Annotated in this window: 29 protein-coding genes; 14 read left to right on the top strand and 15 right to left on the bottom strand. The window is 63.6% G+C overall.

From position 1 onward, the window contains the following. A complete protein-coding gene (locus RHPLAN_RS25840; protein ID WP_068024049.1) occupies nucleotides 1–216 on the top strand; it encodes a hypothetical protein in 216 nt (71 codons plus the stop codon). 21 nt (nucleotides 217–237) lie between these two features. Here the strand turns inward: RHPLAN_RS25840 and RHPLAN_RS25835 are convergent, their stop codons facing one another. Both RHPLAN_RS25835 and RHPLAN_RS25830 read right to left on the bottom strand, forming a co-directional pair. Next, nucleotides 238–483, bottom strand: coding sequence for a hypothetical protein (locus RHPLAN_RS25835; RefSeq protein WP_068024045.1), 246 nt, complete (start codon nucleotides 481–483; stop codon nucleotides 238–240). A gap of 41 nt (nucleotides 484–524) precedes the next feature. After that, nucleotides 525–821: a hypothetical protein gene (locus RHPLAN_RS25830; protein ID WP_068024042.1), complete on the bottom strand. Its 297-nt coding sequence runs from the start codon at nucleotides 819–821 to the stop codon at nucleotides 525–527. 179 nt (nucleotides 822–1,000) lie between these two features. Between RHPLAN_RS25830 and RHPLAN_RS25825 the strand changes: the two genes are divergently transcribed. Continuing rightward, a complete protein-coding gene (locus tag RHPLAN_RS25825) occupies nucleotides 1,001–1,318 on the top strand; it encodes a TraR/DksA family transcriptional regulator (RefSeq protein ID WP_068024039.1) in 318 nt (105 codons plus the stop codon). A gap of 41 nt (nucleotides 1,319–1,359) precedes the next feature. Continuing rightward, nucleotides 1,360–1,623 carry a hypothetical protein gene (locus tag RHPLAN_RS25820; protein ID WP_068024036.1) on the top strand — a complete coding sequence of 88 codons (264 nt, stop codon included), beginning with the start codon at nucleotides 1,360–1,362 and terminating at the stop codon, nucleotides 1,621–1,623. Between the two features lie 18 nt (nucleotides 1,624–1,641). Here RHPLAN_RS25820 and RHPLAN_RS25815 read toward each other — a convergent pair whose 3' ends face one another. Continuing rightward, nucleotides 1,642–2,946, bottom strand: a complete 1,305-nt coding sequence (locus RHPLAN_RS25815; RefSeq protein WP_068024032.1) for an MFS transporter — start codon at nucleotides 2,944–2,946, stop codon at nucleotides 1,642–1,644. 260 nt (nucleotides 2,947–3,206) lie between these two features. Here RHPLAN_RS25815 and RHPLAN_RS25810 point away from each other — a divergent pair, with 260 nt between their 5' ends. Genes RHPLAN_RS25810 through RHPLAN_RS25800 form a run of 3 tightly spaced genes read left to right on the top strand, consistent with a single transcriptional unit; the run spans nucleotide 3,207 to nucleotide 5,979 of the window. Next, the gene (locus RHPLAN_RS25810) at nucleotides 3,207–4,196 is read left to right on the top strand and encodes a TauD/TfdA dioxygenase family protein (RefSeq protein WP_068024028.1); all 990 of its coding nucleotides are present in this window, start codon (nucleotides 3,207–3,209) and stop codon (nucleotides 4,194–4,196) included. A gap of 27 nt (nucleotides 4,197–4,223) precedes the next feature. After that, nucleotides 4,224–5,204, top strand: a complete 981-nt coding sequence (locus RHPLAN_RS25805; RefSeq protein WP_084245541.1) for a Bug family tripartite tricarboxylate transporter substrate binding protein — start codon at nucleotides 4,224–4,226, stop codon at nucleotides 5,202–5,204. 13 nt (nucleotides 5,205–5,217) lie between these two features. Beyond that, nucleotides 5,218–5,979, top strand: a complete 762-nt coding sequence (locus RHPLAN_RS25800; protein WP_068024023.1) for an SDR family NAD(P)-dependent oxidoreductase — start codon at nucleotides 5,218–5,220, stop codon at nucleotides 5,977–5,979. A 280-nt stretch (nucleotides 5,980–6,259) separates the two neighbouring features. Here RHPLAN_RS25800 and RHPLAN_RS25795 read toward each other — a convergent pair whose 3' ends face one another. From RHPLAN_RS25795 to RHPLAN_RS25775, 5 genes are all read right to left on the bottom strand, one after another. Continuing rightward, a complete protein-coding gene (locus RHPLAN_RS25795) occupies nucleotides 6,260–7,225 on the bottom strand; it encodes a Bug family tripartite tricarboxylate transporter substrate binding protein (protein ID WP_068024018.1) in 966 nt (321 codons plus the stop codon). A 121-nt stretch (nucleotides 7,226–7,346) separates the two neighbouring features. Further along, entirely contained in the window at nucleotides 7,347–9,467 is a 2,121-nt protein-coding gene (locus RHPLAN_RS25790) for a TonB-dependent receptor (protein ID WP_084246625.1), read from the bottom strand. Between the two features lie 548 nt (nucleotides 9,468–10,015). Further along, the gene (locus tag RHPLAN_RS25785; protein ID WP_084245539.1) at nucleotides 10,016–10,999 is read right to left on the bottom strand and encodes a Bug family tripartite tricarboxylate transporter substrate binding protein; all 984 of its coding nucleotides are present in this window, start codon (nucleotides 10,997–10,999) and stop codon (nucleotides 10,016–10,018) included. A gap of 42 nt (nucleotides 11,000–11,041) precedes the next feature. Further along, entirely contained in the window at nucleotides 11,042–11,458 is a 417-nt protein-coding gene (locus RHPLAN_RS25780) for a RidA family protein (protein WP_084245537.1), read from the bottom strand. Nucleotides 11,459–11,485: 27 nt separating this feature from the next. Then, on the bottom strand, nucleotides 11,486–12,979 hold the full coding sequence (locus RHPLAN_RS25775) for an aminotransferase-like domain-containing protein (RefSeq protein WP_068024007.1): 1,494 nt from the start codon (nucleotides 12,977–12,979) through the stop codon (nucleotides 11,486–11,488). Between the two features lie 169 nt (nucleotides 12,980–13,148). On the opposite strand from RHPLAN_RS25775, the gene RHPLAN_RS25770 reads away from it, so the two are divergent. After that, a complete protein-coding gene (locus RHPLAN_RS25770) occupies nucleotides 13,149–14,561 on the top strand; it encodes a dihydroorotase (protein ID WP_068024004.1) in 1,413 nt (470 codons plus the stop codon). Nucleotides 14,562–14,579: 18 nt separating this feature from the next. On the opposite strand, the gene RHPLAN_RS25765 is transcribed toward RHPLAN_RS25770, so the two are convergent. Continuing rightward, a complete protein-coding gene (locus RHPLAN_RS25765) occupies nucleotides 14,580–15,539 on the bottom strand; it encodes an amidohydrolase family protein (protein WP_068024001.1) in 960 nt (319 codons plus the stop codon). Between the two features lie 80 nt (nucleotides 15,540–15,619). Between RHPLAN_RS25765 and RHPLAN_RS25760 the strand changes: the two genes are divergently transcribed. Then, on the top strand, nucleotides 15,620–16,540 hold the full coding sequence (locus tag RHPLAN_RS25760; protein ID WP_084245535.1) for an MBL fold metallo-hydrolase: 921 nt from the start codon (nucleotides 15,620–15,622) through the stop codon (nucleotides 16,538–16,540). 24 nt (nucleotides 16,541–16,564) lie between these two features. Here the strand turns inward: RHPLAN_RS25760 and RHPLAN_RS25755 are convergent, their stop codons facing one another. Next, complete coding sequence (locus RHPLAN_RS25755; protein WP_198164490.1) at nucleotides 16,565–16,930, bottom strand: DUF2147 domain-containing protein; 366 nt, start codon at nucleotides 16,928–16,930, stop codon at nucleotides 16,565–16,567. Nucleotides 16,931–17,131: 201 nt separating this feature from the next. On the opposite strand from RHPLAN_RS25755, the gene RHPLAN_RS25750 reads away from it, so the two are divergent. Together RHPLAN_RS25750 and RHPLAN_RS25745 are read left to right on the top strand one after the other, a co-directional pair. Then, the gene (locus RHPLAN_RS25750; protein WP_068023992.1) at nucleotides 17,132–20,209 is read left to right on the top strand and encodes an AMP-binding protein; all 3,078 of its coding nucleotides are present in this window, start codon (nucleotides 17,132–17,134) and stop codon (nucleotides 20,207–20,209) included. A gap of 63 nt (nucleotides 20,210–20,272) precedes the next feature. After that, on the top strand, nucleotides 20,273–21,226 hold the full coding sequence (locus RHPLAN_RS25745; protein WP_157100487.1) for a PhnD/SsuA/transferrin family substrate-binding protein: 954 nt from the start codon (nucleotides 20,273–20,275) through the stop codon (nucleotides 21,224–21,226). Nucleotides 21,227–21,252: 26 nt separating this feature from the next. Here RHPLAN_RS25745 and RHPLAN_RS25740 read toward each other — a convergent pair whose 3' ends face one another. After that, nucleotides 21,253–21,504, bottom strand: coding sequence for a PilZ domain-containing protein (locus tag RHPLAN_RS25740; RefSeq protein ID WP_068023988.1), 252 nt, complete (start codon nucleotides 21,502–21,504; stop codon nucleotides 21,253–21,255). 223 nt (nucleotides 21,505–21,727) lie between these two features. Here RHPLAN_RS25740 and RHPLAN_RS25735 point away from each other — a divergent pair, with 223 nt between their 5' ends. Together RHPLAN_RS25735 and RHPLAN_RS41050 are read left to right on the top strand one after the other, a co-directional pair. Beyond that, nucleotides 21,728–21,961, top strand: coding sequence for a hypothetical protein (locus RHPLAN_RS25735; RefSeq protein ID WP_068023985.1), 234 nt, complete (start codon nucleotides 21,728–21,730; stop codon nucleotides 21,959–21,961). Between the two features lie 63 nt (nucleotides 21,962–22,024). After that, a complete protein-coding gene (locus RHPLAN_RS41050) occupies nucleotides 22,025–22,306 on the top strand; it encodes a DUF2934 domain-containing protein (protein WP_084245531.1) in 282 nt (93 codons plus the stop codon). A 76-nt stretch (nucleotides 22,307–22,382) separates the two neighbouring features. Here the strand turns inward: RHPLAN_RS41050 and RHPLAN_RS25730 are convergent, their stop codons facing one another. Further along, nucleotides 22,383–22,568 (bottom strand): hypothetical protein, encoded by a 186-nt coding sequence (locus RHPLAN_RS25730; protein WP_068023982.1) that lies wholly within the window; start codon nucleotides 22,566–22,568, stop codon nucleotides 22,383–22,385. 98 nt (nucleotides 22,569–22,666) lie between these two features. Between RHPLAN_RS25730 and RHPLAN_RS25725 the strand changes: the two genes are divergently transcribed. Further along, complete coding sequence (locus RHPLAN_RS25725; protein WP_068023979.1) at nucleotides 22,667–22,846, top strand: CsbD family protein; 180 nt, start codon at nucleotides 22,667–22,669, stop codon at nucleotides 22,844–22,846. Between the two features lie 73 nt (nucleotides 22,847–22,919). On the opposite strand, the gene RHPLAN_RS25720 is transcribed toward RHPLAN_RS25725, so the two are convergent. Together RHPLAN_RS25720 and RHPLAN_RS25715 are read right to left on the bottom strand one after the other, a co-directional pair. Continuing rightward, nucleotides 22,920–23,279, bottom strand: a complete 360-nt coding sequence (locus RHPLAN_RS25720) for a response regulator (RefSeq protein ID WP_068023976.1) — start codon at nucleotides 23,277–23,279, stop codon at nucleotides 22,920–22,922. Nucleotides 23,280–23,416: 137 nt separating this feature from the next. Further along, nucleotides 23,417–23,974, bottom strand: coding sequence for an invasion associated locus B family protein (locus RHPLAN_RS25715; protein WP_068023973.1), 558 nt, complete (start codon nucleotides 23,972–23,974; stop codon nucleotides 23,417–23,419). Nucleotides 23,975–24,134: 160 nt separating this feature from the next. Between RHPLAN_RS25715 and RHPLAN_RS25710 the strand changes: the two genes are divergently transcribed. Next, nucleotides 24,135–25,721 carry an alkaline phosphatase D family protein gene (locus RHPLAN_RS25710; protein WP_068023971.1) on the top strand — a complete coding sequence of 529 codons (1,587 nt, stop codon included), beginning with the start codon at nucleotides 24,135–24,137 and terminating at the stop codon, nucleotides 25,719–25,721. Nucleotides 25,722–25,752: 31 nt separating this feature from the next. On the opposite strand, the gene RHPLAN_RS25705 is transcribed toward RHPLAN_RS25710, so the two are convergent. After that, nucleotides 25,753–26,019: a hypothetical protein gene (locus RHPLAN_RS25705; RefSeq protein WP_068023968.1), complete on the bottom strand. Its 267-nt coding sequence runs from the start codon at nucleotides 26,017–26,019 to the stop codon at nucleotides 25,753–25,755. Nucleotides 26,020–26,094 lie beyond the last annotated feature (75 nt).

Below are 26,094 nucleotides of genomic sequence, written 5' to 3'. Positions count from 1 at the left end.
ATGGACGCTCTCACGGCCTTCGGTTTGTTCGCCGTCACGGCGATGCTGATCTGCTACGCGCTGGAGGACCGCAGCCATTGGTTCGTGCTGGCATTTGCCGGCGCCTGCGCGCTCGGCTCGGCCTACGGTTTTCTGCAGGGTGCCTGGCCGTTCGGCGTGGTCGAGGCGATATGGGCGGTCGTTGCGGCGCGCCGCTGGTTTCGGCGGCCGGCTTGATTGCGACGGGAGCGCGAGCTCTCAAAGCTCGTCGAGATTGCTCGGCACCTCGCCGAACACCTTCAGGATCGTCGCTTCGCCGAACTGGCCGACGTTCGGTTCGCCGGATCGCTTGAACGCCAGAGCGCCGACATTGTCGGGATGGCGCGACAGCGCCTCGGCCCGGCGGATCGCCGCCACTTCATTGGGCAGCTCTTGAGCCTGGCCCGGCGAGATTCCGTCCTCCGAGCGTCCGAAGGGCAGGGCGACATAATAGGTGACGGACATCGGGACACCCGTTCGGTTCGTTTCGCTTACGCCTTTCCGCTTCAGGCTTTGGCCGCGCGCGCAGGCTTTTTCGCCTGTGTCGGGTCTTCCACCTTGGTGCGCGCCGGATTTCGCTTGCGCCCGAAGCTGGTTGAAACTTGGCTCTTCAATTCATCGAGCTGAGCTTCGAGAAACGCGTTGGCGATCAGCGTGATGCGGAGCGCTGCAACGGCATCACCGTTGCAGATGGCGAGAGCCTCCCGCACCTCCTCATCGGCGGGGTGCGACTCGACGGGTTTGATCTCCTTGCTCTGCTCGTCCGACAGATTGGCCAGAAAGTTGTGGAATTGATCGTCCATGGCGTGCCTCGTTCTCTTGGGACTCAATGAGAACAAAACAGGAACATAGAGTCAAGCACGAATCCGAAGCTCCACAAGAGATGCGCGGGCATACGCGGCCTTTGATCTAGATCAGCGCGGCGCGATGCCCTCCGGCCAATATGCGACTTGTAAGACCCGAGCGTTTGGATGGAACGAGAATGAATCAGCACCAAGGCGTCACAGAGACACTGAAGGCGCGCCTCGCCGAGCTACGGCAGCATCTGGTGAAGGTCGATCGCTCATTGCACAAACCGCTGTCCGCCGACTCTGGGGACCAGGCCATCGAGCTGGAAAATCAGGACGCGCTCGCAGAAATCGAACGGTCTGAGATCAAAGAAGCCCGTCAGATCGAGGCCGCTCTGAAGCGGATAGCCGATGGCAAGTACGGAACGTGCGCCAAGTGCGGGGCGCCGATCGACCCGAAACGCCTGAAGGCGCTTCCAACGGCGGCAACATGCATTTCCTGTTCGGCTTGAGCCGCGGCGCGAATCTCAACACTTCAGGGAACGGTTAAAAAATGAATCACCATCATCGCACGACACTGCACACTCTGTTCGCGCATCCGATCAGCGCCAACATCGATTTCAAGAAGGTCGTCCATCTTCTGGAAGATCTCGGAGCCGAGGTCGAGAACAAGTCGGGCAATCGAATTGGCGTGAAGCTCAACGGGCATTCGGCCAGTTTCACGCACGCCCAGCATGATCTTCCGACGGAAGAAGTCGTGCAGATGCGGAAGTTTCTCGAATCCTGCGGCGTGACGGCCGACCGATATCCGCTCTGACCAGGCCGCGGACGACGCTCACGCCGCCGCGGCCACCGCGCCACGCTCGGCGAACTGCGGCCTCCAGGCCAGCAGCGCCGCGATGAGTCCGCAGGCGGCGGCGAACATCAGCCACAGCCCTGCCACCGCGCGGTTGCCGCTCACCTCGATCAGATAGGTGCTGACCGCTGGCGTGAAGCCGCCGAACAGCGCGGTGGCGAGGCTATAGGCCACCGAGAAGCCCGCGGTGCGTAGCCGCACCGGCACGATCTCGGTCAGCGCCACCACCATCGCGCCGTTGTAGCTGCCGTAGAGGAACGACAGCCAGAGTTCGACGATCAGCAGCCGCTGGAACGATGGCGCGGCGACGAGCCAATTCAGCACCGGGTACGCGCTCACCAGCATCAGCACGGTGAACAGGATCAACAAGGGTCGCCGTCCGACGCGGTCGGACACCGCGCCCATCACCGGCAGCCAGAACAGGTTGGAGATGCCGACGCCGAGCGTCACCAGCAGGCTGTCGGTGCCGGTGAGCTTCAGCACCTCGCGGCCGAAGGTCGGCGTGTAGGCGGTGATGAAGTAGAACGACACCGTGGTCATGGTCACCAGCAGCATGCCGATGATGACGATCCGCCAGTTCTGCAGCAGCGACTGGAGGATCTGTTTCGGCGTCGGATGCGCCTGGCTCTTCTTGCGCTCGGTGAATTCGGCGGTCTCCTCCATCGAGCGGCGCAGGAAGAAGATCAGCGGCACGATCAAGCAGCCGACCAGGAACGGGATGCGCCAGCCCCAGGCGGTCATCTCCTCGGGCGGCAGCAGCGCGCTGAGCCAGACACCGAGCAGCGCCACGAAGATCACCGCGATCTGCTGGCTGCCGGATTGCCAGCTCACGTAGAAGCCTTTGTTGCCGGGCGTTGCGATCTCGGACAGATAGACCGAGACGCCGCCGAGCTCGACACCGGCCGAGAAGCCCTGGATGAGGCGGCCGAGCACGACGATAATCGGGGCCGCGACGCCGAGCGTGGCGTAACCCGGCACGAGCGCGATCGACAGCGTGCCGATGGCCATCAACACCAGCGTCAGCAGCAGGCCCGCGCGCCGGCCGTGATGGTCGATATAGGCGCCGAGAACAATCGCGCCGAGCGGCCGCATCAAGAAGCCCGCGCCGAACGTCATGAAGGCGAGCATGAGTTGCGCGAATTCGCTGCCGGCGGGAAAGAAGGTCTTGCCGATCGCGCTCGCGTAGTAGCCGAACACGAAGAAGTCGTACATTTCCAGAAAGTTTCCGCTGGAAACGCGGATCACGGATTTGATTTTTTCGCTGCGGCTCGATGCGTCGGCCATGACATTTCCCCAGACTGCCGTTTATGCGGCCGTCATTTGCCTGGCGCTCAAGCGCCGGACCTGCGGCCTTGATGGTTTATGACCTCAAGAATCCGGGTTCTCGGAGCGCAGGTCAATCCCCGGAGGCCTGCTCACTTGCTCGCCCTGCGCCCCTTTATTCCGGGTTCCCCAGTCGGCTAGCATGTCGGACAAATCGATATTGCAAAGCCGATTGACAAACAGAGCCGCTCAACGAAGCGACCGACAATGGAGGATCGCGCGTGAACAAGCCGGTTGGAAGTTTTCAGGGCCGTCCCATCGTTTCGCAGAATGCGGGGCTGACGATCACGCGGGTCGGTGCCTATCTCGGCGCCGAAGTCACCGGCATCGATCTGCGCAAGCCCATGTCCGGTGAACAGCGCGCGGCGATCGAGACCGCGCTTGCCGAGAACGAGCTCCTGATTTTTCGCAATCAAGACATCTCATCCCAGAACCTGATCGACTTCGGCACGAGCTTCGGCGAACTGACCGTGCATCCGTTCGCGCCCAAGGACAAAGATGTCTCGGTGCTGATCAAGTTTCGCAACGACGAGACCAACCCGCCGTTCCGCACCGACGTCTGGCATTCCGACGAGACGTTCCGCAAGGAGCCGCCCAAGGCCACGGTGCTGGTCGCCAAGGAGGTGCCGGCGATCGGCGGCGACACAATGTTCGCCAGCATGTCGGCTGCGTTCGACGGACTCAGCGACCGCATGCAGCAGTTCATCTCGGGCCTCGAGGCGGTGCACGACTGGAAGCCGTTCCGCGAGCTGTTCGACGACTCCGAGGGCGACCGCCAGAACGTGCTGCGCTGGGAGGAGATCTATCCGCCCGCGGTGCACCCGGTGGTGCGCGTGCACCCGGTGACCGGGCGCAAGGTGCTGTTCGTCAATCCGCAGTTCACGGTCGGCATCCGCAACATGGACGAGCGCGAAGGCCGCTCGCTGCTCGAGACGCTGTTCCTGCAGGCGCAGGTTCCCGAATATCAGTTCCGGCATCACTGGACGCCGAACACGCTGATCATGTGGGACAACCGCTCGACCCAGCACTACGCGGTCAACGATTACTTCCCGCAACGCCGCTACATGGAGCGCGTCACCATCAGGGGCGGGGCGGTCGAGGGCGTCGAGCGCGCCGATCCGGAAACCACGCGCAAGGCCATCCGCCGCACCACCGGCAAGCCGAAAGCGGCGCACGGCAAGCCCGTGGCGCCCGAGCGCATCAAGGCATGATCCGCGCGACCGGATGAGGTTAGGACCATGATTACGCTTCGCAGCATTACGCTGGCGGCCGTAGCTTTGCTGCTGTCTTGTGCCGCCGCTCTGTCGCAGGCTTCACAGAACTGGCCGAACCGGCCGGTGACGATGCTGGTGCCGCTGCCGGCCGGCGGCATCGCCGATCTCATGGCGCGCGGCTGCGCGCAGGCCTTGAGCGATGAGTTCGGTCAGCCGTTCGTGGTCGAGAACCATCCCGGCGCGAGCGGTAATCTTGCTGCCGCGGCGGTCGTCAAGGCGCCGCCCGATGGCAGCGTCCTGCTGTTTGCGACGCAGGCGCAGGCCGCCTTCAACAAGATGATGTTCGCGAACCTGTCGTATGATCCGGCGCGGGATCTCGTGCCGATCGTCCTGGTGCTCAAGTCGCCGGTGGTGTTCGTCGGCGCGCTCGACGCGCCGGTGACGAATTTCCAGGCCATGCTCGATTACGCGCGGGCCAATCCCGGCAAGCTCACCAGCGGCCAGACCGGCGTCGGCTCGATGAGCCATGTCGCCTTCGAAATGCTGCAGCAGAAGACGGGAATCGTGCTCAACGGCGTGCCCTACAAGGGCGGCGCGCCGATGGTGACGGACCTGCTGGGCGGTCATCTGCCGATGGGCTCGGACCTGCTGTCGAATTTCGTCCATCTCGCCAAGGACAGGAAAGTCCGGCTGCTTGCGGTCGCAACCGCTCGGCGGTTCGGCGATCTGCCCGATGTGCCGACCGTCCAGGAAGAGATCAGAATGCCGTTCGAGGCCGCCGCATGGTTCACGATCATGGCGCGCACCGGCACGCCGGCCGACGTTGTGCAGAAGGTCAATGCGGCCGTGAACCGCTATCTCGTGAGCGCCAAAGCCAAACAGCTGATCGCAGGCGCCGCGGCCGAAGCCGGCGGCGGCTCGCCTGGGGAAGCCGCGGCCTTCGTGAAGAGCGAGATCGAGAGATGGGCGCCGGTCATCAAGGCGGCGCAGATTTCGCTGAACTAGCGTGCGGTGTGACATGGATTATGGACTGCAAGACAAGGTGATCATCATCACGGGCGCGGCGAGCGGGTTCGGCCAGGCCGCCACGCGGCTGCTCCTGAAGTCGAAGGCGAAGCTCGTGCTTGCCGATCTCAACACGCAAGGGCTCGCCGCGATCGCGCGCGAAGCCTCCAGCGCCGGCGTCACGTTCGCCGAGTGCCCGCTCGATGTGTCGTCAGCCGATGAGACCAAGGCGGTGGTCGCGCAGGCCGTCGAGAAGTTCGGCCGGATCGACGGCCTTTTGCATTTCGCCGGCGTGATCGACATCCACAGCATCGAGGAAACGACCGTCGCGCATTGGAATCGCGTCATCAACATCAACCTGCTCGGCACCTTCCTCATGGCGCAGGCGGTGTCGGCGGTGATGAAGCAACAGCGCCAGGGCCGCATCGTGTTGACCGCCTCGGATTCGGCACGCAAGGGCGCCTCGATCAGCGGGCCGGCCTACGCGGCCTCCAAGGGCGGCGTCATCGCGCTCACCCGGGATCTTGCCATGAAGCTCGGGCCGTCGGGCATCACCGTCAACGCGATCTGTCCCGGCATCGTGCAGACGCCGATGGTCTCGAACGACGCTGGAATTCCCGCCGCCGCGCTCGACGAGGTGATCGCCCGCACGCCGCTTGGGCGGCTCGGCGAGCCCGAGGATATGGCGGGCACGGCCATCATGCTGCTCACCGAGGCGACGAAGTTCATCAACGGCGAGATCGTCGAGGTCAACGGCGGTTTCTTCTTCGATTGAGGCAGTCGTCAGTTTGTAGGTGGGCAAAGGCGCGAAGCGCCGTGTCCGCGTTGCCGAGTCGCTGGTGCGAGCCGGGCGCTCTCTCCCGGCCTCATGCTGAGGAGCGCAGCGAAGCTGCGCGTCTCGAAGCACCAGGCCGCCCCATCCTTCGAGACGCATTGCTTCGCAATGCTCCTCAGGATGAGGCGGGGAGGGAGTCGAACGAAATGCCGGCAGATGCCAGGCGGGCACGGCGCTTCGCGCCTTCGCTCACCCTACGATCTTTGGCCACCCTGAGGTTCTATTCGATCTTGAGGCCGAGCTTATCGATCAACGTGCGCCACTTGCCTTCTTCGCGCTCGATGTTGCGAGCGTATTCCTCCGGCGTGCTGGGCATCGCCGCGCCGCCGTCCGAGATCATGCGCGATTTCACGTCGTCGGAGTCGACGATTTTGCGAAGCTCCGCGTTCAAGCGCTCCACAATCGCCTGCGGCGTGCCGGCCGGTGCGAGCAGCCCGTAATAGAGCACGACATCGAGCCCGGGCAGGCCGGCCTCGGCCGCGGTCGGCACGTCGGGCGCCACCGCAAGGCGTTCGGGCGCACACACTGCGATTGCTTTGATCCTGCCAGACTGGATGTTGCCGATGGCAGGCGGCACGGTGTTGAAGGCCAGCATGACATGCCCGCCGACGAGATCGTTGGTGAGGGGACCGGTGCCTTTGTAGGTGACGGTCGTGACGTCGGCGCCGGTCAGCGACTTGAACAGCTCGATGCCAAAGTAATTGAGCGTCGGCGGCGGCGGCGTGCCGACCGTGAGCTTGCCCGGCTCTTTCTTGGCCAGCGCAATGAGGTCGGTCAGCGAATTCACCGGCGTCGCCGGATTGGCCTGGATCATGATCGGCACGGCGGCAATCAATCCGATCGGCGCGAAGTCCTTAAAGATGTCGTAGCCGGGATTGGTCGGCGCGCTCGCGCCCGTGGTGATCATCAGGATGGTGTAGCCGTCAGGCGGTGCCTTCGCGCCTGCGCGGATGCCGACCACCGAGCCCGCGCCGGCGCGATTCTCGACCACGACCTGCTGGCCGAGTGCCGTCGTGAGCTTGGCGGCAATCACGCGGCCGACAGTGTCGACGCCGCCGCCGGCCGGAAACGGAATAATCAGCGTGATCGGATGTGTCGGATAGTCGTCGGCCGCGGCTGGCAGGCAGCAGGCGAGCGCAATCAGCGCTGCGCCGAAGAAACTGACGGTGCGATCCAGTATCGGCATGGCGCGCTGCTCCCGGAGATTGTCTTGTGCAATTTGCGGCCATCAAAACAGGAAATCGCGGCGAACGAAATGGGGGCAAAGCCGATCCCCGGCCGTCGAATTGTTGCGCAGGGAAAAACGCCTAAGGCAACGGCCCGGCCAGGGTGAGCCGCACCGCGGTCGGTTCGAGCGGATGGAGGTGGCGGTCGGCGACCGGCGCGGTCTCGCCGCGCAATTGCGAGTCGTAGAAATATTCGATCTGGTTGGAGCGCGAGTTGAACAGGTTCAGCGCGTCGATCTGCACGCGCCAGCCGCCGTCCCAGCGGTAGCCGAGGCTCGCATTGACCACCGCGGCCGGCGAGGAGCTGGCGCTGTTGTCCTCAATCAGCGGCCGCGGGCCGAAGTAGCGGAGTTTCGCCGAGCCGAACCAGCCGGTCTTCTCGCCAAGTGTGACGCCCGCGGACGCGACGATGCCCGGCGCGCCGGGAATGCGGTTGCCGACCGGGTCGACGTCGGTGAAGCGGGCGTGCGTGTAGGCGAAGTCGACGTCGAGGCCGAGCCAGGAGTTGACCTTGTACCGGTTGGTCCATTCGACGCCGACGCGCCGGCTTGGTCGGCTCGGCTCGGTGGTGCCGGCGTCGCCGACGAACAGGATCTCCGAGTCATAGTCGAGCACGAACACCGACAGCGTGCTTTCCAGGCCGGCGATCGCCTTGGTTCGCACACCGACCTCTGCGCCCTTGGAGCGCACCAGCAGCGGCACGCGCTGCAAGGGCGTGGTCTTGTCGGTCGGATCGACCGTGATGGTCGCGCCGCGCGCGTCGTTCGAGTGGAAGCCATAGCCGGCGCTGAGGAAGTATTCAGTTTTGTAGAACGGGCCGAAGATGAGACTGGCCTTGGGGCTCGCCTTGAAGTCCGAGGTGTCGCCGGAGTTCTGCGGCGTGTCGCTGTTGACGCGCGCCGTGAAGTAGTCTCCGCGCAGGCCGAGAACGGTGCGAAACCAGTTCGTCCAGCGCGTGGTGTTCTGGCCGTAGATGCCGACGCTGGTCTCGCCGACATTGTCCTGGCGCACGGTCGAGAGCGGCATGCGATCGATGGTCTTGATGAGACCGACCGCGATGTCGTCGCGGCGAAGCTGGATGCCGAGCGTGTTCTCGGTGTCGAAGCCCAGGAGCCTGCCCTTCACGGTGTGGCTCGCCTCACCGCCGACAATGGTGCGGCGATCGGTCTGGCTGAACTGGTCGCCGTTGACCGGGTCGTTGAGGAAATAGGTGAAGTCGTTGAACAGCGTCAGTGTCTGCCGGATCACGTAGGCGCTGGCCTTGGTCTGGGCATTGCCTTCGGTGCGGGTGAGATTGGCCGAAAGGCTAGTGCGGCTCGACTGGCCGCCGTCGGTCGGATTGAGCGAGCCCCAACGATCGATCACGCCGCCGTCGATCGCGCGCTGCGCCACCTGGTCGGTGGAGTTCCACTTGTTGGCATAGGCCATGCCGAGCACCGACAAGCCGTTGTCGGCATTGCCCTGACTGTAGCGAAGCAGCCCGTTGAACTTGCGCACGTCGTCGGGCACGTCCCACGGCCCGTTGTAGGCGTTGGTCTCGAAGGCCGCGAGCAGCTTGCCGCTGCCGGCCGTGTACGATTGCGCCGCGAGCAGGCGGCGATAGCCGAAGCTGCCGACGGTGGCCTGCCAGAAACCGCGGTCGAGGCTTTTGAGATAATCGATGTGAAGCGCGCCGGCCGAGGAGAAATCGCCTTCGTCGGCGAAGTAGGGGCCTTTACGCACCCGCACCGACTGGATGAGTTCGGGGATCAGGAAGTTCAGATCGGCATAGCCCTGGCCGTGGCCGTGGGTCGGCATGTTGACCGGCATGCCGTCGACGGTGATGGCGAGGTCAGTGCCATGGTCGAGGTTGAAGCCGCGAAGGAAATACTGGTTCGCCTTGCCTTCGCCGCTGTGCTGCGTGACCGCGAGGCCCGGCGCGGCCTGCTCCAGCGCCTCCGCCGGACGCGTCACCGGATAGGCGTTGACCTCGGCGCCGGGGACGAGGCGTTCGTTCGAGGTGTTGATCGGAGCCATCTGGCGCGGCGGCGCGGCGACGTTGGCGGACGCGGCTTGTGGCGGCGTGGGCTTGGGGGCTGTGCGCTGGAGTTTGGGTTTGGCGCGCTTCGGCGCGACGACGCTGATCCGCGGCAGTTGCGTGCTTTGCGCGCTGGCGGAATCCGACCCGGCCGCAGCCGCGACCGCCACGGCCACCAACGTCATCGCGCGATTTGCAACGCCCCAGCCCATTCCGGGGGCAGAGATTGGGTTGTTGAGTATGACGATGTCAATAATTCTGCATACCAAAACCGACGTTGCCGCCGGGACGATGCGCTGCAGATCGCGGTGGCGGCACGAGTACGTGGTTACCGACGAGGGGCATCGCGGTCGTCAAAAATGCGGCGCTGACATGTGGAAATGTTCGATGGAAAAAATGCCGCATCGGAAAAATTCCTCACTGCGAGAAAGAAGGACCAGAGAGCCGTTGGCGCTCGATCTGTCATTTCAGGACGCGAGCAAGCGCGCGGAATTCCAAGGAATCCAGGGCTTATCCTTCGAGCGTTACCTGCGCCGAGCTCGGCAAGGCAATGCGATGGGGCCGCGCCGGAAAATGCGCCCAGGATGCTCAGTAAGATTTTAGACGAATGCCCGGCGCGACATTTACGGGATGACGGGAATTTATGAGCCATACACGCAGCAGGCGTCTTCCCCCGGAGGCGTCTGAGCAACAACTTGTGCAGGGCTCCCTCCGTGGAGCCCTCATTTTTTGTCTATTGCGTATGGGCGTAGCCCGCGTCGGTGACGACCTTGCCCCAGCGCGCGGTCTCGGACTTCACGTACGCGGTGAGCTCCTCCGGCTTGCCTTTGCCGGTGGCCGCCATGCCGAGCTTCAGCATCTGGCTTTTGATCTCGGGCGAATTCACCACCTCGTTGATCGCGGCATTGAGCTTGTCGACGATCTCCTTTGGCGTTTTCGCAGGCGCCACCAGCATCTGCCAGGAGTCGCCCTCGAAGCCCGGAATGCCGGCCTCAGCGATGGTCGGAATGTCGGGCGTACCCTCGAAGCGCTTGGCGCTGCTGATGCCGAGCGCCTTCAGCTTGCCGTCCTTCACCAGCGGTGCGATCGAGGCCGTGTCGTTGAACATGAACTGCACGTTGCCGGCGATGGTGTCGGTCATGGCTGGCGTCGTGCCGCGATAGGGCACCTCGGTCATCTTCACGCCGGTCATGCTTTGCATCAAATAGACGAGGATCGACACCGTGCTGCCGACGCCGCCGGTGCCGTAGTTCAACGTGCCGGGCTTTTCCTTGGCGAGCTTGATCAGGTCCGAGACGTTGTTGACCGGCAGCGACGGATTGGTCACCAGCACGAAGGGCACCGAGCACACGAGCGACACCGGTGTGAGGTCGGTGTCGGGATCGTAGGGCAGGGACTTATAGAGCGTGCGGTTGATCGACATGGTGCTGCCGGTCGCCATCATCAGCGTGTAGCCGTCGGGCGCGGACTTCGCGGTGGAGACAGCGGCGACGATGGTGCCGGCGCCGCCCTTGTTCTCGATCAGGAACGGCTTGCCGAGACGTTCGCCGAGTTTCTGGGCAACGAGTCGTGCCAGCACGTCGGTGACGCCGCCGGCCGCGTAGGGGACGATGATCGTGACCGGCCGCGACGGATAGTCGTCGGCGAAGCTTGGCCCGGCAGGAAGCGCCATCAATGCGCAAAGAGCCAATGAGCCCATCAATTGGCGGAAGTTCATAGCATTCTCCTGTCGTTCGGCGTCCCGGCCGCGCGCAAGGTTCTAGTTGGCGTGTTTGGGGTTCTTGATGAGGGCGACGGCTTCGATCTCGACCAGCAGGTCGCTCCGCATCACCTCGGCGCGGAAGCAGGTGCTGATCGGCGGCTCCTTCTTGAAGTACTCGGCGCGTGTCGCGTTCATGCGTTTGTAGTCTTCGGGGTTCTTCAGCATGATCACGACCTTGAAGATGTCGTCCATGGTGCCGCCCGCGGCCTCGACGCACATCTTGATGTTGTCGAGCGTGAGCCGGGTCTGCTCCTCGATGGTCTTGGGAATCTCGCGCGTGTAGTAGTCGCCGGTGACGTGGCTCAGCGCCGTGGTGCCGGCGATGTGAAGCTGGTCGCCAATCAGAATGGCGCGCGAGAACGGCCCGACCGCTTCGGCCATGCCCCTCGGTTGAATGATCGTCTTCTTGGTCATTGTCGGGCGGTGCTCCGTTGGTTTTCGTCAGCTCAGGATCAGGCTTCGCGAGCGGCGCGTCTGCAGGTCTTTCACCAGCGAACAGAGCCGCGTGACGCCTTCCAGCAGTTCGTCGGGCTTGTTCAGGCCGAAGCTCACGCGGAGCGCCCGTGCGTCAGCCCGCGAGAGATAGAACACGTCGCCGTTGACGAAGGCGACGCCGCGGCGGACGGCGCGAAAGTAGAGTTCGGAGAGATCGATATCCTTCGGCAGGCTGAGCCAGAAGCTCAAACCGCCATCGGGATTGTTGATGCTGGCGCCTTCGGGCAAGCCCGCCGCCAGCGCGTCGTGGAGCACGCGCTGCCGCGCGCCATAAGCCAAACGCATGCGCTCGACGGCCGCGCGCCAGGTGCCGCGCTTCAGATAGTCCGCGGCGGCCTCCTGGATGAGGCCGGAGCAATGCAGGTCGGCATTGGCCTTGGCGAGCAGGAGCCGCGGCAGCAATTCGGGAGGCGCGAGCAAAAAGCCTGCACGGAGGCCGGGCAACAGCACCTTGCCGAGGCTTCGCGTATAAACCACGTGGTCGTCGGCGGTCGCGAGCGCGCGGAGCGCGGGCACGGCCGCGCCGCGGAAGCGCAGCTCCGGGCTGTGGTCGTCTTCGAGGATGGTGGCCTCGAAGCGCCGCGCGAGCGCAAGCAGTGCGCGCCGGTTCTCAAGTGAAGCCGTGACGCCTGAGGGATTCTGGAACGTCGGATTGGTGTAGATCAGCCGGGCGCGGCCGCGCGACAGATGGTTCTCCAGCACGTCGAGGTCCATGCCGTCGCGGGTGAGCGGCACCGGCAGCATGCGGGCCTTGGCGCCGCGCAGCGCGTTGATCGCGCCGTAATAGGCAGGCTGCTCGATCGCGACCGGTGCTCCGGCCGGGCAGAGCGCGCGCACCGTGAGATCGATGGCCTGCTGCGCGCCCGACGTGACGACGACATCGCCTTCGTCGGCCGCGATGCCGCCCTCGTTGAGGAAATGCGCGATCTCGGTGCGGAGCGACGCGCGTCCGGCCGGCGGCTCGTAATGCAGGCAGGAGTCGAGCCGCTGCTCGATCACCGCGTTGAGCGAGGCGCGCACGGCCGCGACGTTGTCGTCATCGAGCCGCGCATAGTTCGAGCTGAATGCGATCACGCCCGGCGCACGCGCAAGCTCGTAGAGCCGCTCAGCGAGCATCGGCTGGTTCGGCTCGGCTTCGGGCAACTGAATCGGATGCTGCTGCTCGGTCGGCTCGCGCACGAAGCTGCCGCCACCGCGCCGGCCGTCGAGCAGGCCTTCGTCGACTAGGTCGCGATAGGCCTTCGCCACGGTGATCTGATTGACCTTGAGCTGGCGCGCGAGCGCGCGCACAGGAGGAAGCCGCATGCCCGCGACGAGGGTGCGGTTTGCCATCAAGCTTCGGACCTGCTCGCGAATCTGCACGAACAGTGCGACCTCGCCTGAATCCGACAGCGAAAGCTTCAGCATTTGCGCCGGGATGCCGCGCGGGCGTCGTCCCATGGCAGTACCTCAGAATTTGTATCGCTGTTTGTTATACAAACTCGCGACAGGCCAAGCAAAGATTTACGCTTGTTTTCTCGCTGAATAATGCACGGCATGTTTTTGTATGGCAAGCTCAGTGCGTTTATCGCTATACAAATCCAAGGTCATTTCGCAGGCAAGGTGACGCATGAACGCAGCAACATCGGGCGGCTACGATCTCGTGATCAGCGGCGGCACGCTGGTGATCCCGGGCGTCGGTCAGATCAGGTCCGACGTGGCGATCGAGGGCGGCAAGATCACGGCGATTGGCGAGAACCTGGCGTCGTCAGGCGCCAAGGAGGTGTTCGACGCCAAGGGCAAGGTGGTGCTGCCTGGCATCTTCGATCCGCACACCCACATCAGCACCGAGCGTTCGTTCGAAGAGGAGTCTGAGACCGAGACGCGCGCGGCCCTCATCGGCGGCACGACCACGATCGGGATTTTCCTGCGGAGCTTGAAAGAGTCCTACAACATCCATCTGCCGATCTTCCGGAAGCTGATGGATGAGAACAGCTACGTCGACTCGGTTTTCCATCCGCAGATTTTCACGGCCGAGCAAATCGCGGAGATTCCGCAGTACGCAAAAGACTTTGGTATCCGCTCGTTCAAGTTCTACATGTCCGGCATGCCCGGCGTGGTCGACTCGATCACCGACGATCTGCTGCTGACCGGGTTCAAGACGGTCGCCGCGCTCGGTCCCGACATGATCGCCTGCGTGCATTGTGAGACCGGCTCGCTGATCGATCAGGCGCGTGTCGAGTTGCAGAAGACGAAGGAGGGCACGCTCGCCGACTGGGAGCGCGCGCATCCGCCGGAGGCCGAGGCGCTGGCGATCCAGACCGCGCTCTATCTTGCCAAGATCGCGGGCGCGCATCTCTACGTGGTCCACCTGTCGAGCAAGCAGGGTTTGGAGGTCGTGCGCACCGCGCGAAGGAACGGCATGCGCTTCACGGTCGAGACAACGACGCCGTATCTCGGGCTCGAGAGCAGCGATTCGAACGGTTTCCTGGTCAAGATGGTGCCGCCGATCCGCGAGAAATCGCATCACGACGCGCTGTGGCAAGGCTTCGCCGAAGGTTCGATCAACACCGTCGGCACCGACAACACCTCGCGCGCCCGCGCCACCAAGAAGCCGGAAGCGGGGCTGCACGGCGCCCGGCCGGGAATTCCGGTGATGGGGACGCACCTGCCGGCGCTGCTGCACTACGGCCGTGAGCGCGGTGTGCCGCTCGAGATCCTGATCGATCGCGCCACGCGCGCCCCCGCCAAGGTTTATGGCATCTATCCGCAGAAGGGCACCATCGCGGTCGGCTCCGACGCCGATCTCGTGGTGGTGGACCTGGAATTGGAGAAGGTGGTCGACGCGAAGTATCTCAACGGCTTCTCGGACTTCTCGCCGTTCGAAGGCAAGAAGCTCAAGGGCTGGCCCGTCGCCACGATCAAGGGCGGGAGCGTCGTGGTGCGAGACGGCAAGATCGTAGGCAAGCGAAACGGCCGGTATCTGCCGCGGCAGGCGCGGAACGCCGCGCCCGATCTCGAATGGCTGCGGCGGCCGGTCTGACCGCCGATGTGGGTAGCCTTACAGCTTGAGCAGCGCCTTGGCGGTGCCGCCGGCCATCTTGGCCCTGTCGGTCGCGCTGAGCGGCAGGCTGTTCAGCCAGTCGGTGCCGGCTTTGTTGTTGTTGAACGGCCAGTCGACCGAGAACATCACATGGTCGATGCCCATCTCGGTGATCGACGCAGTCAATGCCGTGTCGGAGAAGAAACCGCTGGTGGTGAGATAGAAGTTCTTCCGAAAGATGTCCTTGAAGGAGCTTCCGGTGCTGCGCGGCAGGAAATTGTCGATCCGCCAGAGCAGGAACGGAATGCCTTCGCCGAGATGGCCGAGGATGATCTTGAGCTTCGGGTATTTCTCGAACACACCGCTGATGACCATGCGCACGCCCTGCGTCAGCGCCTCGACGGTGAAGCCGAGTGCAGGTCCGATGAGCAGCGGATTGGTCGCGGTGTATTCCTTGTAATAGGCGTCGGTCACCACCGGGCTCGGAAAGGCCGGGTGGAGATAGATCGGCACGTCAAGCGCCTGCGCGCGCTCGAAGATCGGCCAGAAGTTCGGCTCGTCGATGAACTTGCCGTTGGTGAGGCCGTGGATCATCGCGCCCTTCATGCCGAGCTTGCTGACCGCGCGCTCGAGTTCGTCGGCCGCCGCCGCAGGGTCGGGCGTCGGCAGCAGACAGAGCGCTGCAAAGCGCTTCGGATTGGTCGCAACGAACGCGGCGAGCCGATCGTTGGTCTGGCGCGCCATGCGCACCGACGTCGCGGCGTCGAGCTTCTGCGTGCCCGGCGCGCCGTGCGACAGCACCTGCATGTCGATGCCGGCTTCGTCCATCTCGCGAAGCCGGAGTTCGCCCATGTCGAGCATCCGCTTCGCGACTTCAGGCACGCGCTTGCCTTCACTTCCAGGAAACAGCGCAAGCAGATCGGGATCCCAATAATGCTCTTCGAGAGCGATGACGCGAGGACCGCTTGAACCGTTCATGACAATCTCCAATGTGCGCGGACATTAGTTAGCCCGCTCCAATCCGCTCGCAAGTGAAAACTGAAAAACGTGCAAGTGAAATGTTTGAACCGATGTTGAAGACGATCGGCCCGGATATCTATGCCTTTATCGGCGCGAACGGCGACTCGAATGCCGGCGCCGTGTTGCTGCCGGATGGTCTGCTTGCGATCGATGCGCAGCAGTCGCCGGAGCAGGGCCGGCGCTTTCGCGATGCGATCGAGAAGGCGGCCGGCCGACGCGTCACGCAGCTGATCGACACGCATCTGCATCTCGACCACACGGCTGGCAATGTGATGTTCGACGACGTGCCGATCATCGCGCATCGCAAGACCTTGCAGCTCATGCGCGACTATGTCGGCGCGTCACCGAACGACCGCTGGCAGATCAATAACAATGACGACAAATTCCGGCTGTTCTTCGGCTCCAACGCACGCGAGCTCGTGCCGCCCGGCGATCCGCTCGAAGACTGGTTCATGACGCGCATGAACCGGCCAGGCATCGAGACCATCGAACTGGTCGGGCCGACCGAAACCTTCGACGAGCATATGGCCTTCGCGCGCACGAACGGCGCGCTGCACGCCAATTATTGCGGGCCTGCGCACTGCGATGGCGATCTGGTGCTGCACCTGCCGCACGAGAAGATCGCGTTCCTCGGCGATCTCCTCTTTGTCGGCCGGTATCCGTGGCTGGGCGATTGCGATCTCGACGGCTGGATTGCGCTGTTGAAGCGCGTGCTATTGCTCGATGTGGATATCGTCGTGCCGGGCCACGGCGATGTCGGCTCGCGAAAAGATGTCGCTGGCTTCCACGAGCTGTTGATCGCGTTGCGCGAAGCCGTGCAGCGCGCAGTGAAAGCCGGGTCGTCGGAGGAGGCTGCGGTGCGCGAGGTCGGGGTGCCGGCTTATGCGGCGATGCCCCGCTATCGCGAATGGCGCGCACCGAACGTCCGTGCGGTCTATCGCTATCTCAAGCGCGGGTGAACATGCGTGGAGACAGGCGCCCGATCATTGCTTCACGCGCGTCCAGGTTTCGCCCTGGCAGATGAAGCCGATGCAGCCCTTCAGGCTCAGGCCGTTGCCTTCCATCGCCAGGACGCCGCTGTAGGTCTTGCCGTTCTCCGTGTTGAGAAGGTTGCCCTTCCACTCGTTGGCCCCGGACTTCGCCGCACCGGGCAGGATGACCGTGCCGATCTCGCTCTTGCGGCTCTGGTCCCTGACGCCGACGATCTTGCCGCAGAGTTTGCCGCCGCAATCGTAGAAGCGCACCTGCGTGCCGGTCGACGGGCGCATCCAGACGCCATATGGCTCGGCGGCCGAGGCCGCGCCGGCGAGGGCGGTCACCACCACCGCCGCGGCAATCGGCGTCTTCATCAACGAAATTCCTGACATTGTCTCATGCTCCGATTCGCGGAACGTTCGCAGCACCATGCGGCGAGACGTGTGGCTTCGCAATGCTCGTCATCGGGAGATACAGGCGGCGACGCGAGGTCCGCGCCGCGTGGATGCGGGTTCCCCGGCAATGTCCACGATGCTATGGATTTGCATTCAGTTGTCCGAGTTGAGTTCGGCCAAATGACAAATCTTGATCCTGCCTCCACAAAGGCCTCGGACTCCGACAACCGTCTCGAAGAGCCACTGGAATCAGGAGCCGCCTTTTCGCTGGAACGCTCGATCATTGATCGTTTCGACGCAGTTTGTCGGCAATATGGCTCCCGATTGGCAATTCAGGACACTGAGGTGTCTCTCGCCTACGCCGAACTGGCGGCCTTGGTTGATCGGATTGCAGTTGCTGCGAAAGCGGGAAGCGAAGGGCTGGCGGGCCCGATTGCAATTTTACTGGCTGCGAATGCGCGGCTTCCGGCGGCGATGCTTGGTATCCTTGCTGCCGGGCGCGCTTATGTCGGGCTTGATCCGGAATTTCCTGGTGAACGCAACGGATTGATCGTTGCAGAAACCAACGCTTGCGCCGTCGTGACGAGCGGAGACCTCCTCAACAACGCGCGGGCGTTTTTTCCACGGGACATCCGGGTCATCAACATCGACGACTTGGCCCAATCCCCGGAATCCCGGCCGACGTCACGGCCCGATGCCGACGATCTCGCTGTCATCTGCTTCACGTCGGGATCAAGCGGATTGCCGAAAGCCGTCGCCTGGAATCATCGCAGCCTGCTGCATTGGGTCCGGGTGTTTACCGAGACAGCGCGGATCTCGTGCGAAGACAAGGCCGCGTTGCTCTTCTCGCCCGGTGTCTCGGCATCGTGGCGCACGATCTATGGCGCTCTGCTCAACGGTGGCTCGCTCCATATCCTGCCGCCGCTTGGCCTCGGCCTATCTGCCATGATCGAGCATGTCCGTGCACGCGGCATCACCATCTACCACTCGGTGCCGGCGCTGATGCAGCGCCTATCGGACGCGCTGCCGGAAAGTGCGCGTCTCGATTCCATCCGGATCGCCTGCATCGGCGGCGACCGCGTGCAGTGGAGCGATATCGATCAGTGCAGGCGAATCTTTTCTCGGGAAGTGCAGGTGTATTCGGTGCTGACCAGCACCGAATGCGGCCCATTCATTCATGGCTTTGTCGACGAAACGCTGCGAGCCACAACGGCGCATCCTCCGGCGGGGCGTCCGGCGCCGGGCTGGACCGCCTCTGTCGTGAACGATGATGGCGAGCCGGCCCTGGACGGAGAGCCGGGGGAGCTCGTCGTGACCAGCCGCTTCATTGCCGTCGGTCTCTGGCAAGGATCGGACCTTCGTGTGCGGCCCTTTTCCACAGATCCCGGAAACCCCGAGTTGCGCATCTACCAAACCGGTGATTGGGCGCTGCGCCGGCCTGACGGCCTCATCGAATTCATCGGCCGGCGTGACCGGCAGATCAAGTTGCGCGGTCATCGCATCAATCTGGGTGATATCGAGAGCGCGCTTAAATCATGTCGCGGCGTGCACGAGGCCGCGGTCATCGCGACTCTGGACGAAGCCGGGCTGCCGCAGCGTTTGGTGGCCTATTGCGAACTCGAGGCAACGTCGGCGCACCTGCAGCCGATCGATCTGAACGTCATGCTGGCCGATATCCTGCCAACGTTCATGGTGCCGGGATCGATCCGGATTCTTGATGCTCTGCCACGGTTGCCCAACCTCAAGATCGATCGCGAGGGGCTGCGGCGGCAGGAGCAACAAGAACAGGAGCAACGGAAACAGGATCGCCACTTCGCTGCGCCCGTTGGCATCGAGGCGAGCAATGAGATTCAACAGACGCTGCTCCAACTGTGGCGCGATGTGCTTGGGCGTCAGGACATTGGAATCGATGACGATTTTTTCCTCAGCGGCGGCGACTCGCTTTCCGCCCTCGATTTGCTCCATCGCATCGAGGAAAGGCTGCAATACAGGTTGCCGCTCGCGATCCTGGTGGCCGCACCATCAGTGAGGCAGCTCGAAACGCGGCTCAACACCGCGGGAGCGGAGCAGATCAGCAATACGGTCGGCGTCTATACCGGCGGCAGCCGGCGGCCGCTTTTCGTGGTCCCTGGCATGTTTGGTCACGCGGCGTCGGCTTTGCGGATCCTGCGATCGCTTGAAGCGGATCAGCCGGGTTACGCGTTGCAGCCGCCGGGGATGGGCTGGGTGCGCGATACGACGCTGCAGCGAGCCGTGGAGTACTGGATCGGAGAGATCAAGGCGATCCAGCCGCACGGACCTTACCGTCTGCTTGGAACCAGTTTCGGTGGGCTCGCCATGTTCGAAATTGCGTTGCAGCTGCAGGACATGGGGGAGACGGTCGAATATCTTGCAATCGTGGACACGCAACCGCCAACTTGCCGTTTTGACGACCGCCTGGACACCCTGGATCCACTTCCGATCCCTGCTGCTCCCGACCCGGCGAATGCGACCGAGGCGCTGCACCGCCGCGTCGGTGCCACGCACCGGCAGATGGCACTTCAGCATGTGCTGGATAGCCGAAGGCCGTTTCGCGGCGAACTCAACTATTTTTTCTGCACCGGCAATCCGGTGACTGCCGGACTTGAACGCCGAAGCCTGTGGCAGCAGTTTGCGGCTCGGTTTCGGCTGTTCACATTGGCGAGCCCCCATGGGGTGTTCGATCACGAGCACGCTTTTTGGACGTTCACGGCGCTGCTGTCGGCATCTCTCAACGGCGAGGGCCCGGCGGGGGCTGACCCTACAGAGGTCTGGGGCCGCACTTTCAGCATCGGTGCCGGCGCACAACGCGGGAAGATCTTCGGCTCGATGGGAGATGTGTATTGCATCCAGCAAGACCGCGCTCAGGGCTACGTCGACATCGCAACGACCGATGCCGAGGCAATCCGTTTAGCGGGTTGGGCAGTCGAGCCTGATCGTCAGATGCCCGCGCAAACGATTGTTGCATTCGCTGGCGACAGATTTCTCTGCTACGGCGCGGCCTGTTCTCCGCGTCCCGATGTGGAAAAAGCCCTTGGTCGATCCGCGGAATACGCCGGGTTCGACTTCCGTTTCCCAAACAGCGGGGCCTGCACGGGAAGGCAGAAGTATCGCCTTTTCGTATTGTCGCGAGATGGTTCTGCTGCGCAACTGCGTGAAAGTTCGTCTCCCGAGTCGGCATCCTGGCTCGATGTCACTCGTGGACTATGGAAAAGCGTGCGGACCCTGGCGGGACGCTGATATCAAAAAAACCCCGCAAGCTTCGATGTTTGCCGGACAACATCCATTTTGAAGGAAGTGCCGATGACGGTCGCTGCTCAAGTCGAAGTTCAATGCGAGGACTACGAACACACCGCTTCTCTGTCGGGGACATATGGCGGCATTGAGGTGCGTCATCGCCGTGCCAGCACGCGGGAGATGTTCCAGCTCGGCTTGCAGCACAAGCCGTTCGAACTCGTCGAGTTCTCGATCTCCAATTACATCATGATGCGCGCTCGCGGCGCGCGCTGGCTGACGGCGCTGCCGGTGTTCCCGTATCGCGCCTTCCGGCACAACATCATTCATGTGCTACAGGGCAGCCCGCTGAAAGCGCCGGGCGATCTGCGCGGCAAGACCATCGCGTTGCCGGACTATTCCATGACGGCCGCGGTGTGGACCCGCGGTCTGTTCCAGGCCGAATACGGGCTCGACCCTGGTGAGATCAATTGGGTGTCGCGGAGAAATCAGCGCTTTCCGACGCCGCCGGGCGTGAAGCTCAGCCTAACCGACGACGATCTCGAAGACCTCGTGCTGCGCGGCGAGGTCGATGGGCTCCTGATCCCGGAGCTGAGCGACAAGGCGTACGAGCACGGCCGGTTTCGCCGCATGCTGCCCAATCACCCGGCCGACGAGCGTGCCTATTTTCAGAAGAGCGGCATCTATCCGCCGAACCACGTGATGGTCGTCAACCTCGAAGTCGTGAAGGACTACGAGCCTGTAGCGCGTGCGGTGTTCGCGGCATTCGCGTCGAGCAAGGCGCGCGCCTATGAGCGGCAGCTCGGCGCCAGCATGGTGCCGTGGTCGCATGAGCACTGGGAGACGACGATGAAGCTATTCCAGAACGACCCGCTACCTTACGGCCTCACGCCGGTCAACGTCCGCGCCGTCGAGATGGTCGCGCGCTTTCTCGCGGAACAGAAGTTGATCGATGGGCCGATCGGCATCGACGCGCTGTTCGATCCGGTGGCGAAGGGATTGTCGGAAGGCGCGTCGCGCTAAAGAAACCGCGGCGCGTGCGCAGGCGCTCAATTTTTTAAGTCCGGCGGTGCAATGAATTCGATTCCGACCTCCTCCGCGCCGCGCCAGACGACGCGACACCATTTCCTGAGGTCGGGGCGAAGGCGGAGCAGAAACTCGTCGGGGACCGAAGCAGGATCTTTGACGACAAGCTTGGCGCCAGTCTCCGACACGTCGGCGACGGAGACCGCCGTCGGCGTTTCGATATAAGCGCGCATATCCAGCGGGTGGCGCGGACGTTTGCGAAGATTGGCGCTCATGCCATGCTTTTAGCGGCGGCCGGTTGTGGGAGAGTTAATCGGGCGCCTCAAGCTGTTCTGCAATTTGACATAGCTGCCCAGGTGGCGGCGCCCCGATGGGCTCAAATATCGGGCGTTTCGGGCCCAAGCTGACCGCCGCGGCTCCGCTATGTCAAATTGAGTAGCGGAATCAGGCCCGGGGCGTAGACATTCGATGTGTCGGGGGACATCGCCGGAGCCTGAAATGCTGAAACGCGCGAGTTACGCCTGGACGCCTGAAGACGAAGCCAAGCTGCGCGAGCTTGCGGACAAAGGCACTTACCTGCGCAACATCGCGCTCAAGCTGCGCCGCTCCGAGAGCAGCATCAAGAAGCGCGCGCACGACCTGCAGATCAAGGTGCAGGCGAGGCCGCGTGCCCGTTTCCGGTTTGATCGGGACTCCAGAAGGAGCAAGAGCGCTCTCTCCCCTTCGTCTTGAAGCGAAGGGAGCCCGGAACGCGCGCCTGCTGTTTCGGTTGATCCGGACACAGGGAGCGATGCAATGCCCGGCGACGAATTGGAACAGCGCATACGCGAGCGCGCCTTCTTTCTCTGGATCGAGCAGGGCCGGCCGGATGGCCGCGATCGGGATCATTGGCGGCAGGCCGAAAGCGAGCTGATGGCAGGGACCGCTGCACCGGAGCGCTGCGTGAAGCCTGCGCCCGGCGAGGCGACACAAGCAGAGCCGGCACGGCCGCATATCCAGGTCGCGCCGGGCGGTCGAGGCGATCGGTCAGATTCGATATGCCGCCGCGCGCGACCTCGATCAGGGCGACACCAGTGAACAGCGGCAATCTCAGAATGGCGGACGCAAGAGTGCCGGCCGGAGCTGGAGTTCCTACTGGCGCTGACGCGTGCCGTTACGGTTGGAACGTGCGCGGACCCGCGGGCAGGGGCCGGCTGACCGGTTCCCGTTCCTCGGCCGTCGTGCTGGTGGGCTCGCTGTGCTGGGCAATCAGCGCGATGGCCGCGCCGACCAGGCACAACGCCGCCAAGACGATCAGAAACAATTCCGCTTTGACGAGATTCGGGCCGATCACGCGCATCGAACGCACTCCTGCCCAAGCAATGCCGCATATGAACCTTTGTTCCGCTGGAGCAATCGCCGCTTCAGCGCGTTGTCCCTGGCATATGGAGGACAATGATGGACAAAGACCGTATCGAAGGTTCCGTTGAGCAGGCGAAGGGCAAAGTCAAGGAGTTCGCCGGCAAGGTGACCGGCGACAAGAAGACTGAGGCCGAAGGCAAGACCGACCAATTGAAGGGCAAGGTGCAAAACGCCGTGGGCGGCATCAAGGACTCGCTGCGCGACAGCAAACACTGAGCCGAAAACACAAAAGGAAGGGCCCGCGATGTGCGGGCCCTTCCTTTATGAGCTCACGAGAGCCGCGCGGTTGTCAGTGCACCCGCTCAGCTTCGCGCAAGATGTCGAGCGCGCGCCACGGCTTCGGCATGAACAGGGTATCGGACGGAAGCGCAGGCTCGGTGCTGCCCGAAGTGACGATGACCGACAAATTCGGGTGGCGATGCTTGGCCACGTGAGCCAAATCTGCGCCGCTCATGCGGCCCGCGAGTTGCACGTCGGTGACCACCATCGACATGGCAGACCCGTACTTGTCCAGAATGCCCAGAGCAGCTTCGGCACTCTCGCAGGCGAACACGTGAAACTCAGCTTCCTCCAGCAACACGCTTAAAAGATCGCGCTGATCCTGGTCGTCTTCGACCACCAGCGCAATCGGTTTGAATGCCTGGCCCATGATGCTCTCCGTCGCCCGCCCGACAGAGAGTAAAGACTCAATCCAGACGATGGTTCCGGGAACAGAGCGCAGAACCCGGCAAGTCACAGGCCAATTTCTGCCCCTGCACGGATCCGCACATCCAAATCGCTATCCGGCTACTCCCTCGCCAGCGCGTCCAGCGCCGTGCCGAAGCCCTTGAACGACACCGGCAGCGATGCGTCCTTCTGATTGCCGTCTTTGAACTGCAGCGATCCCTGGTCGACTGTCGTGCGATAGCGGCGCAGCGTGGCATCGGTGATGTCGATGTCGGCGAAGCAGGCCTGCGGCAGGCAGCGCTTGAAGGTCGTGAGCAGGCCCGGGTCCTTCGCGTCAGAGACGACCTTGACGCCGCTCGGCAGCCAGATGCCGATCGGCAACTGCACCACGAGCTTGAGCGGATCGGTTTTGGACGCGCGGCCGATCGCGACCTGCGAGATCACACCCTGGCCGCCCTTGGCCTGGGTGTATTGCACCATCTCGCAGCTCTTGCGCACGGGAGGGCCCTGGACCGTCTCGCAGCGCACGATCCAATCCTCATAGGTTGCGGTTGTCTGCTGTGGCTGCTGAGCGTTCTGGGGGGCAGTTTGCTGCTGTGCTGCAGCGGGCACAACCGGGATGCCCGCGACCAGCGCCGCAGCGGCGACAGCATAAAATGAGTGGCGAAGCCTGATCATGTGCAGTCCGTACCATCGGTCCGTGTAAGCTAGCCTTGCCCTGACACAGGCGTCCGATCAAGCCGCATCCTGGTATTGTCACGGGACTGTCGCAAGATCGTCGGGGCATTGTCAGGCGGGCCGGGCAGCGTTCGTTGGAATCATTCAAGAGGAAGTCGCCATGGCGATCCGCATCGGTCAGGCACTGAACCGCAGGAAGCTGCTGAAAACTCTGGGCTCGACAGCGCTGATCACGGGCGTCTCGGGCATCGCGCGACCCTATCTCAGCCGCGCCGCCGACCGGCCCGCGGTGAGCCACGGGGTGCAGTCCGGAGACGTGAGCACCGACTCCGGCATGGTCTGGGCCCGTGCCGACCGCGCCTCGCGCATGCAGGTCGAGGTCTCCACCGTCGAGAGCTTCAAGACCATCCACTCCGGCGTGTTCGTCGATGCGCTGCCGGACAACGATTTCACCGGCAAGGTGTTGATCGAGAACCTGCCGGCCGGCCAGGACATCTTCTACCGCATCCGATTCCAGGACCTCGCGCAGCCGACGATCCAAGGCGAGCCGGTGGTCGGCCGCTTTCGCACCGCGCCGGCCGACCAGCGCTCGGTCTCGTTCGTGTGGTCCGGCGATGTCGCGGGGCAGGGCTGGGGCATCGACGAAGCGCGCGGCGGCATGCGCTGCTATGCCTCGATGCAGAAGAACCGCCCGGACTTCTTCATCCACTCCGGCGACACGATCTATGCCGACGGACCGATCCAGGCCGAGGTGAAGCTTCCCGACGGCACGATGTGGAAGAACATCGTCACCGAGGAGAAGTCGAAGAACGCGGAGACGCTCGCCGAATTCCGCGGCGCCCACAAATACAATCTGCTCGACAAGAACTTCCGCGCCTTCAACGCCGAAGTGCCGATGTTCGCGCAATGGGACGATCACGAGGTCTACAACAACTGGTGGCCGGGCGAGCCGCTGACACGGCCCGGCATGAAATACGCCGACAAGAACGCGATGCAGCTCGCCGTGCGCGCCGCCAAGGCGTTCCACGAATACATGCCGATGCGTTTCGAGCCGGCCGAGCCCGGCCGTGTGTACCGGAAAATCTCCTACGGTCCGCTGCTCGATGTGTTCATGCTCGACATGCGCACCTATCGCGGACCGAACGGCGAGAACCTTCAGACGAGCTACGGGCCCGACGCGTATTTCCTCGGGCCGCAGCAGGTGCAGTGGCTCAAGCGGGGTCTCGCCAATTCGCGCGCGACCTGGAAGGTGATCGCGGCCGACATGCCGATCGGCCTGATCGTCTATCAGGACTATGTGAAGAGTTGGGGAGCCGAGGCCGTGGCGCAAGGCGACGGACCTGCGCGCGGCCGCGAGCTCGAAATCGCCGACCTCCTGTCGTTCGTCAAGCATGCCGGTGTGCGCAACACGGTGTGGCTCACCGCCGATGTGCACTACACGGCCGCGCATTACTACGATCCGAACCTCGCTCAGTTTCAGGATTTCGAGCCGTTCTGGGAGTTCGTCTCAGGGCCGATCAATGCCGGCACGTTCGGCCCGAACACGCTCGACAATACGTTTGGTCCGCAGCTCAAATTCATCAAGGCGCCGACCAAGGAGCAGGGGCAGAACCTGTCACCCGCGCTCGGCTACCAGTTCTTCGGCCACGTCGCGATCGACGGGCCGACCGGCGCGATGACCGTGACGTTGAAAGACCTGGACGACCGCGCGCTATGGTCGACCAGGCTCGATCCGAAGATGGGTTAGGGGCGGCCGCTTCGTCTTCGCGAAGCGCGCGTCACGAACCCGAGCGGGGCACCACAAGCTGGCTGACCGGCGTGGCCGCAGGCTGTTGCGCGACGGTGGCCGCGGGCGGCGCGGACCTGGCGAGCGCCGCGCTGAAGCCGGTCGAGGCGGGGTTATAAGCATCGGTAAGATAGGCGCCGACAACCAGCATCATCGTGAAGCCGATCACGCCGAAGATCGCGGCAATGGTGACGCCGACGTTCTCGCGTCCGGCGTCGAGATCGAGGAAGTCCTGGTTACGTGGCCGGTAGTCGCTCATGAGACACCCCGCTTTGGGATGACAAGCTCAGGCTGAGGCGGTTGGTTCCAGCGATAGGCTGGGTCGCATTTTGGC

Origin of the sequence: Rhodoplanes sp. Z2-YC6860 (assembly GCF_001579845.1) — a bacterium.
Taxonomy (GTDB): Bacteria; Pseudomonadota; Alphaproteobacteria; order Rhizobiales; family Xanthobacteraceae; genus Z2-YC6860.
Note: the sequence above shows the minus strand (reverse complement) of the source record. Positions and strands in the feature narration are given on the sequence as shown.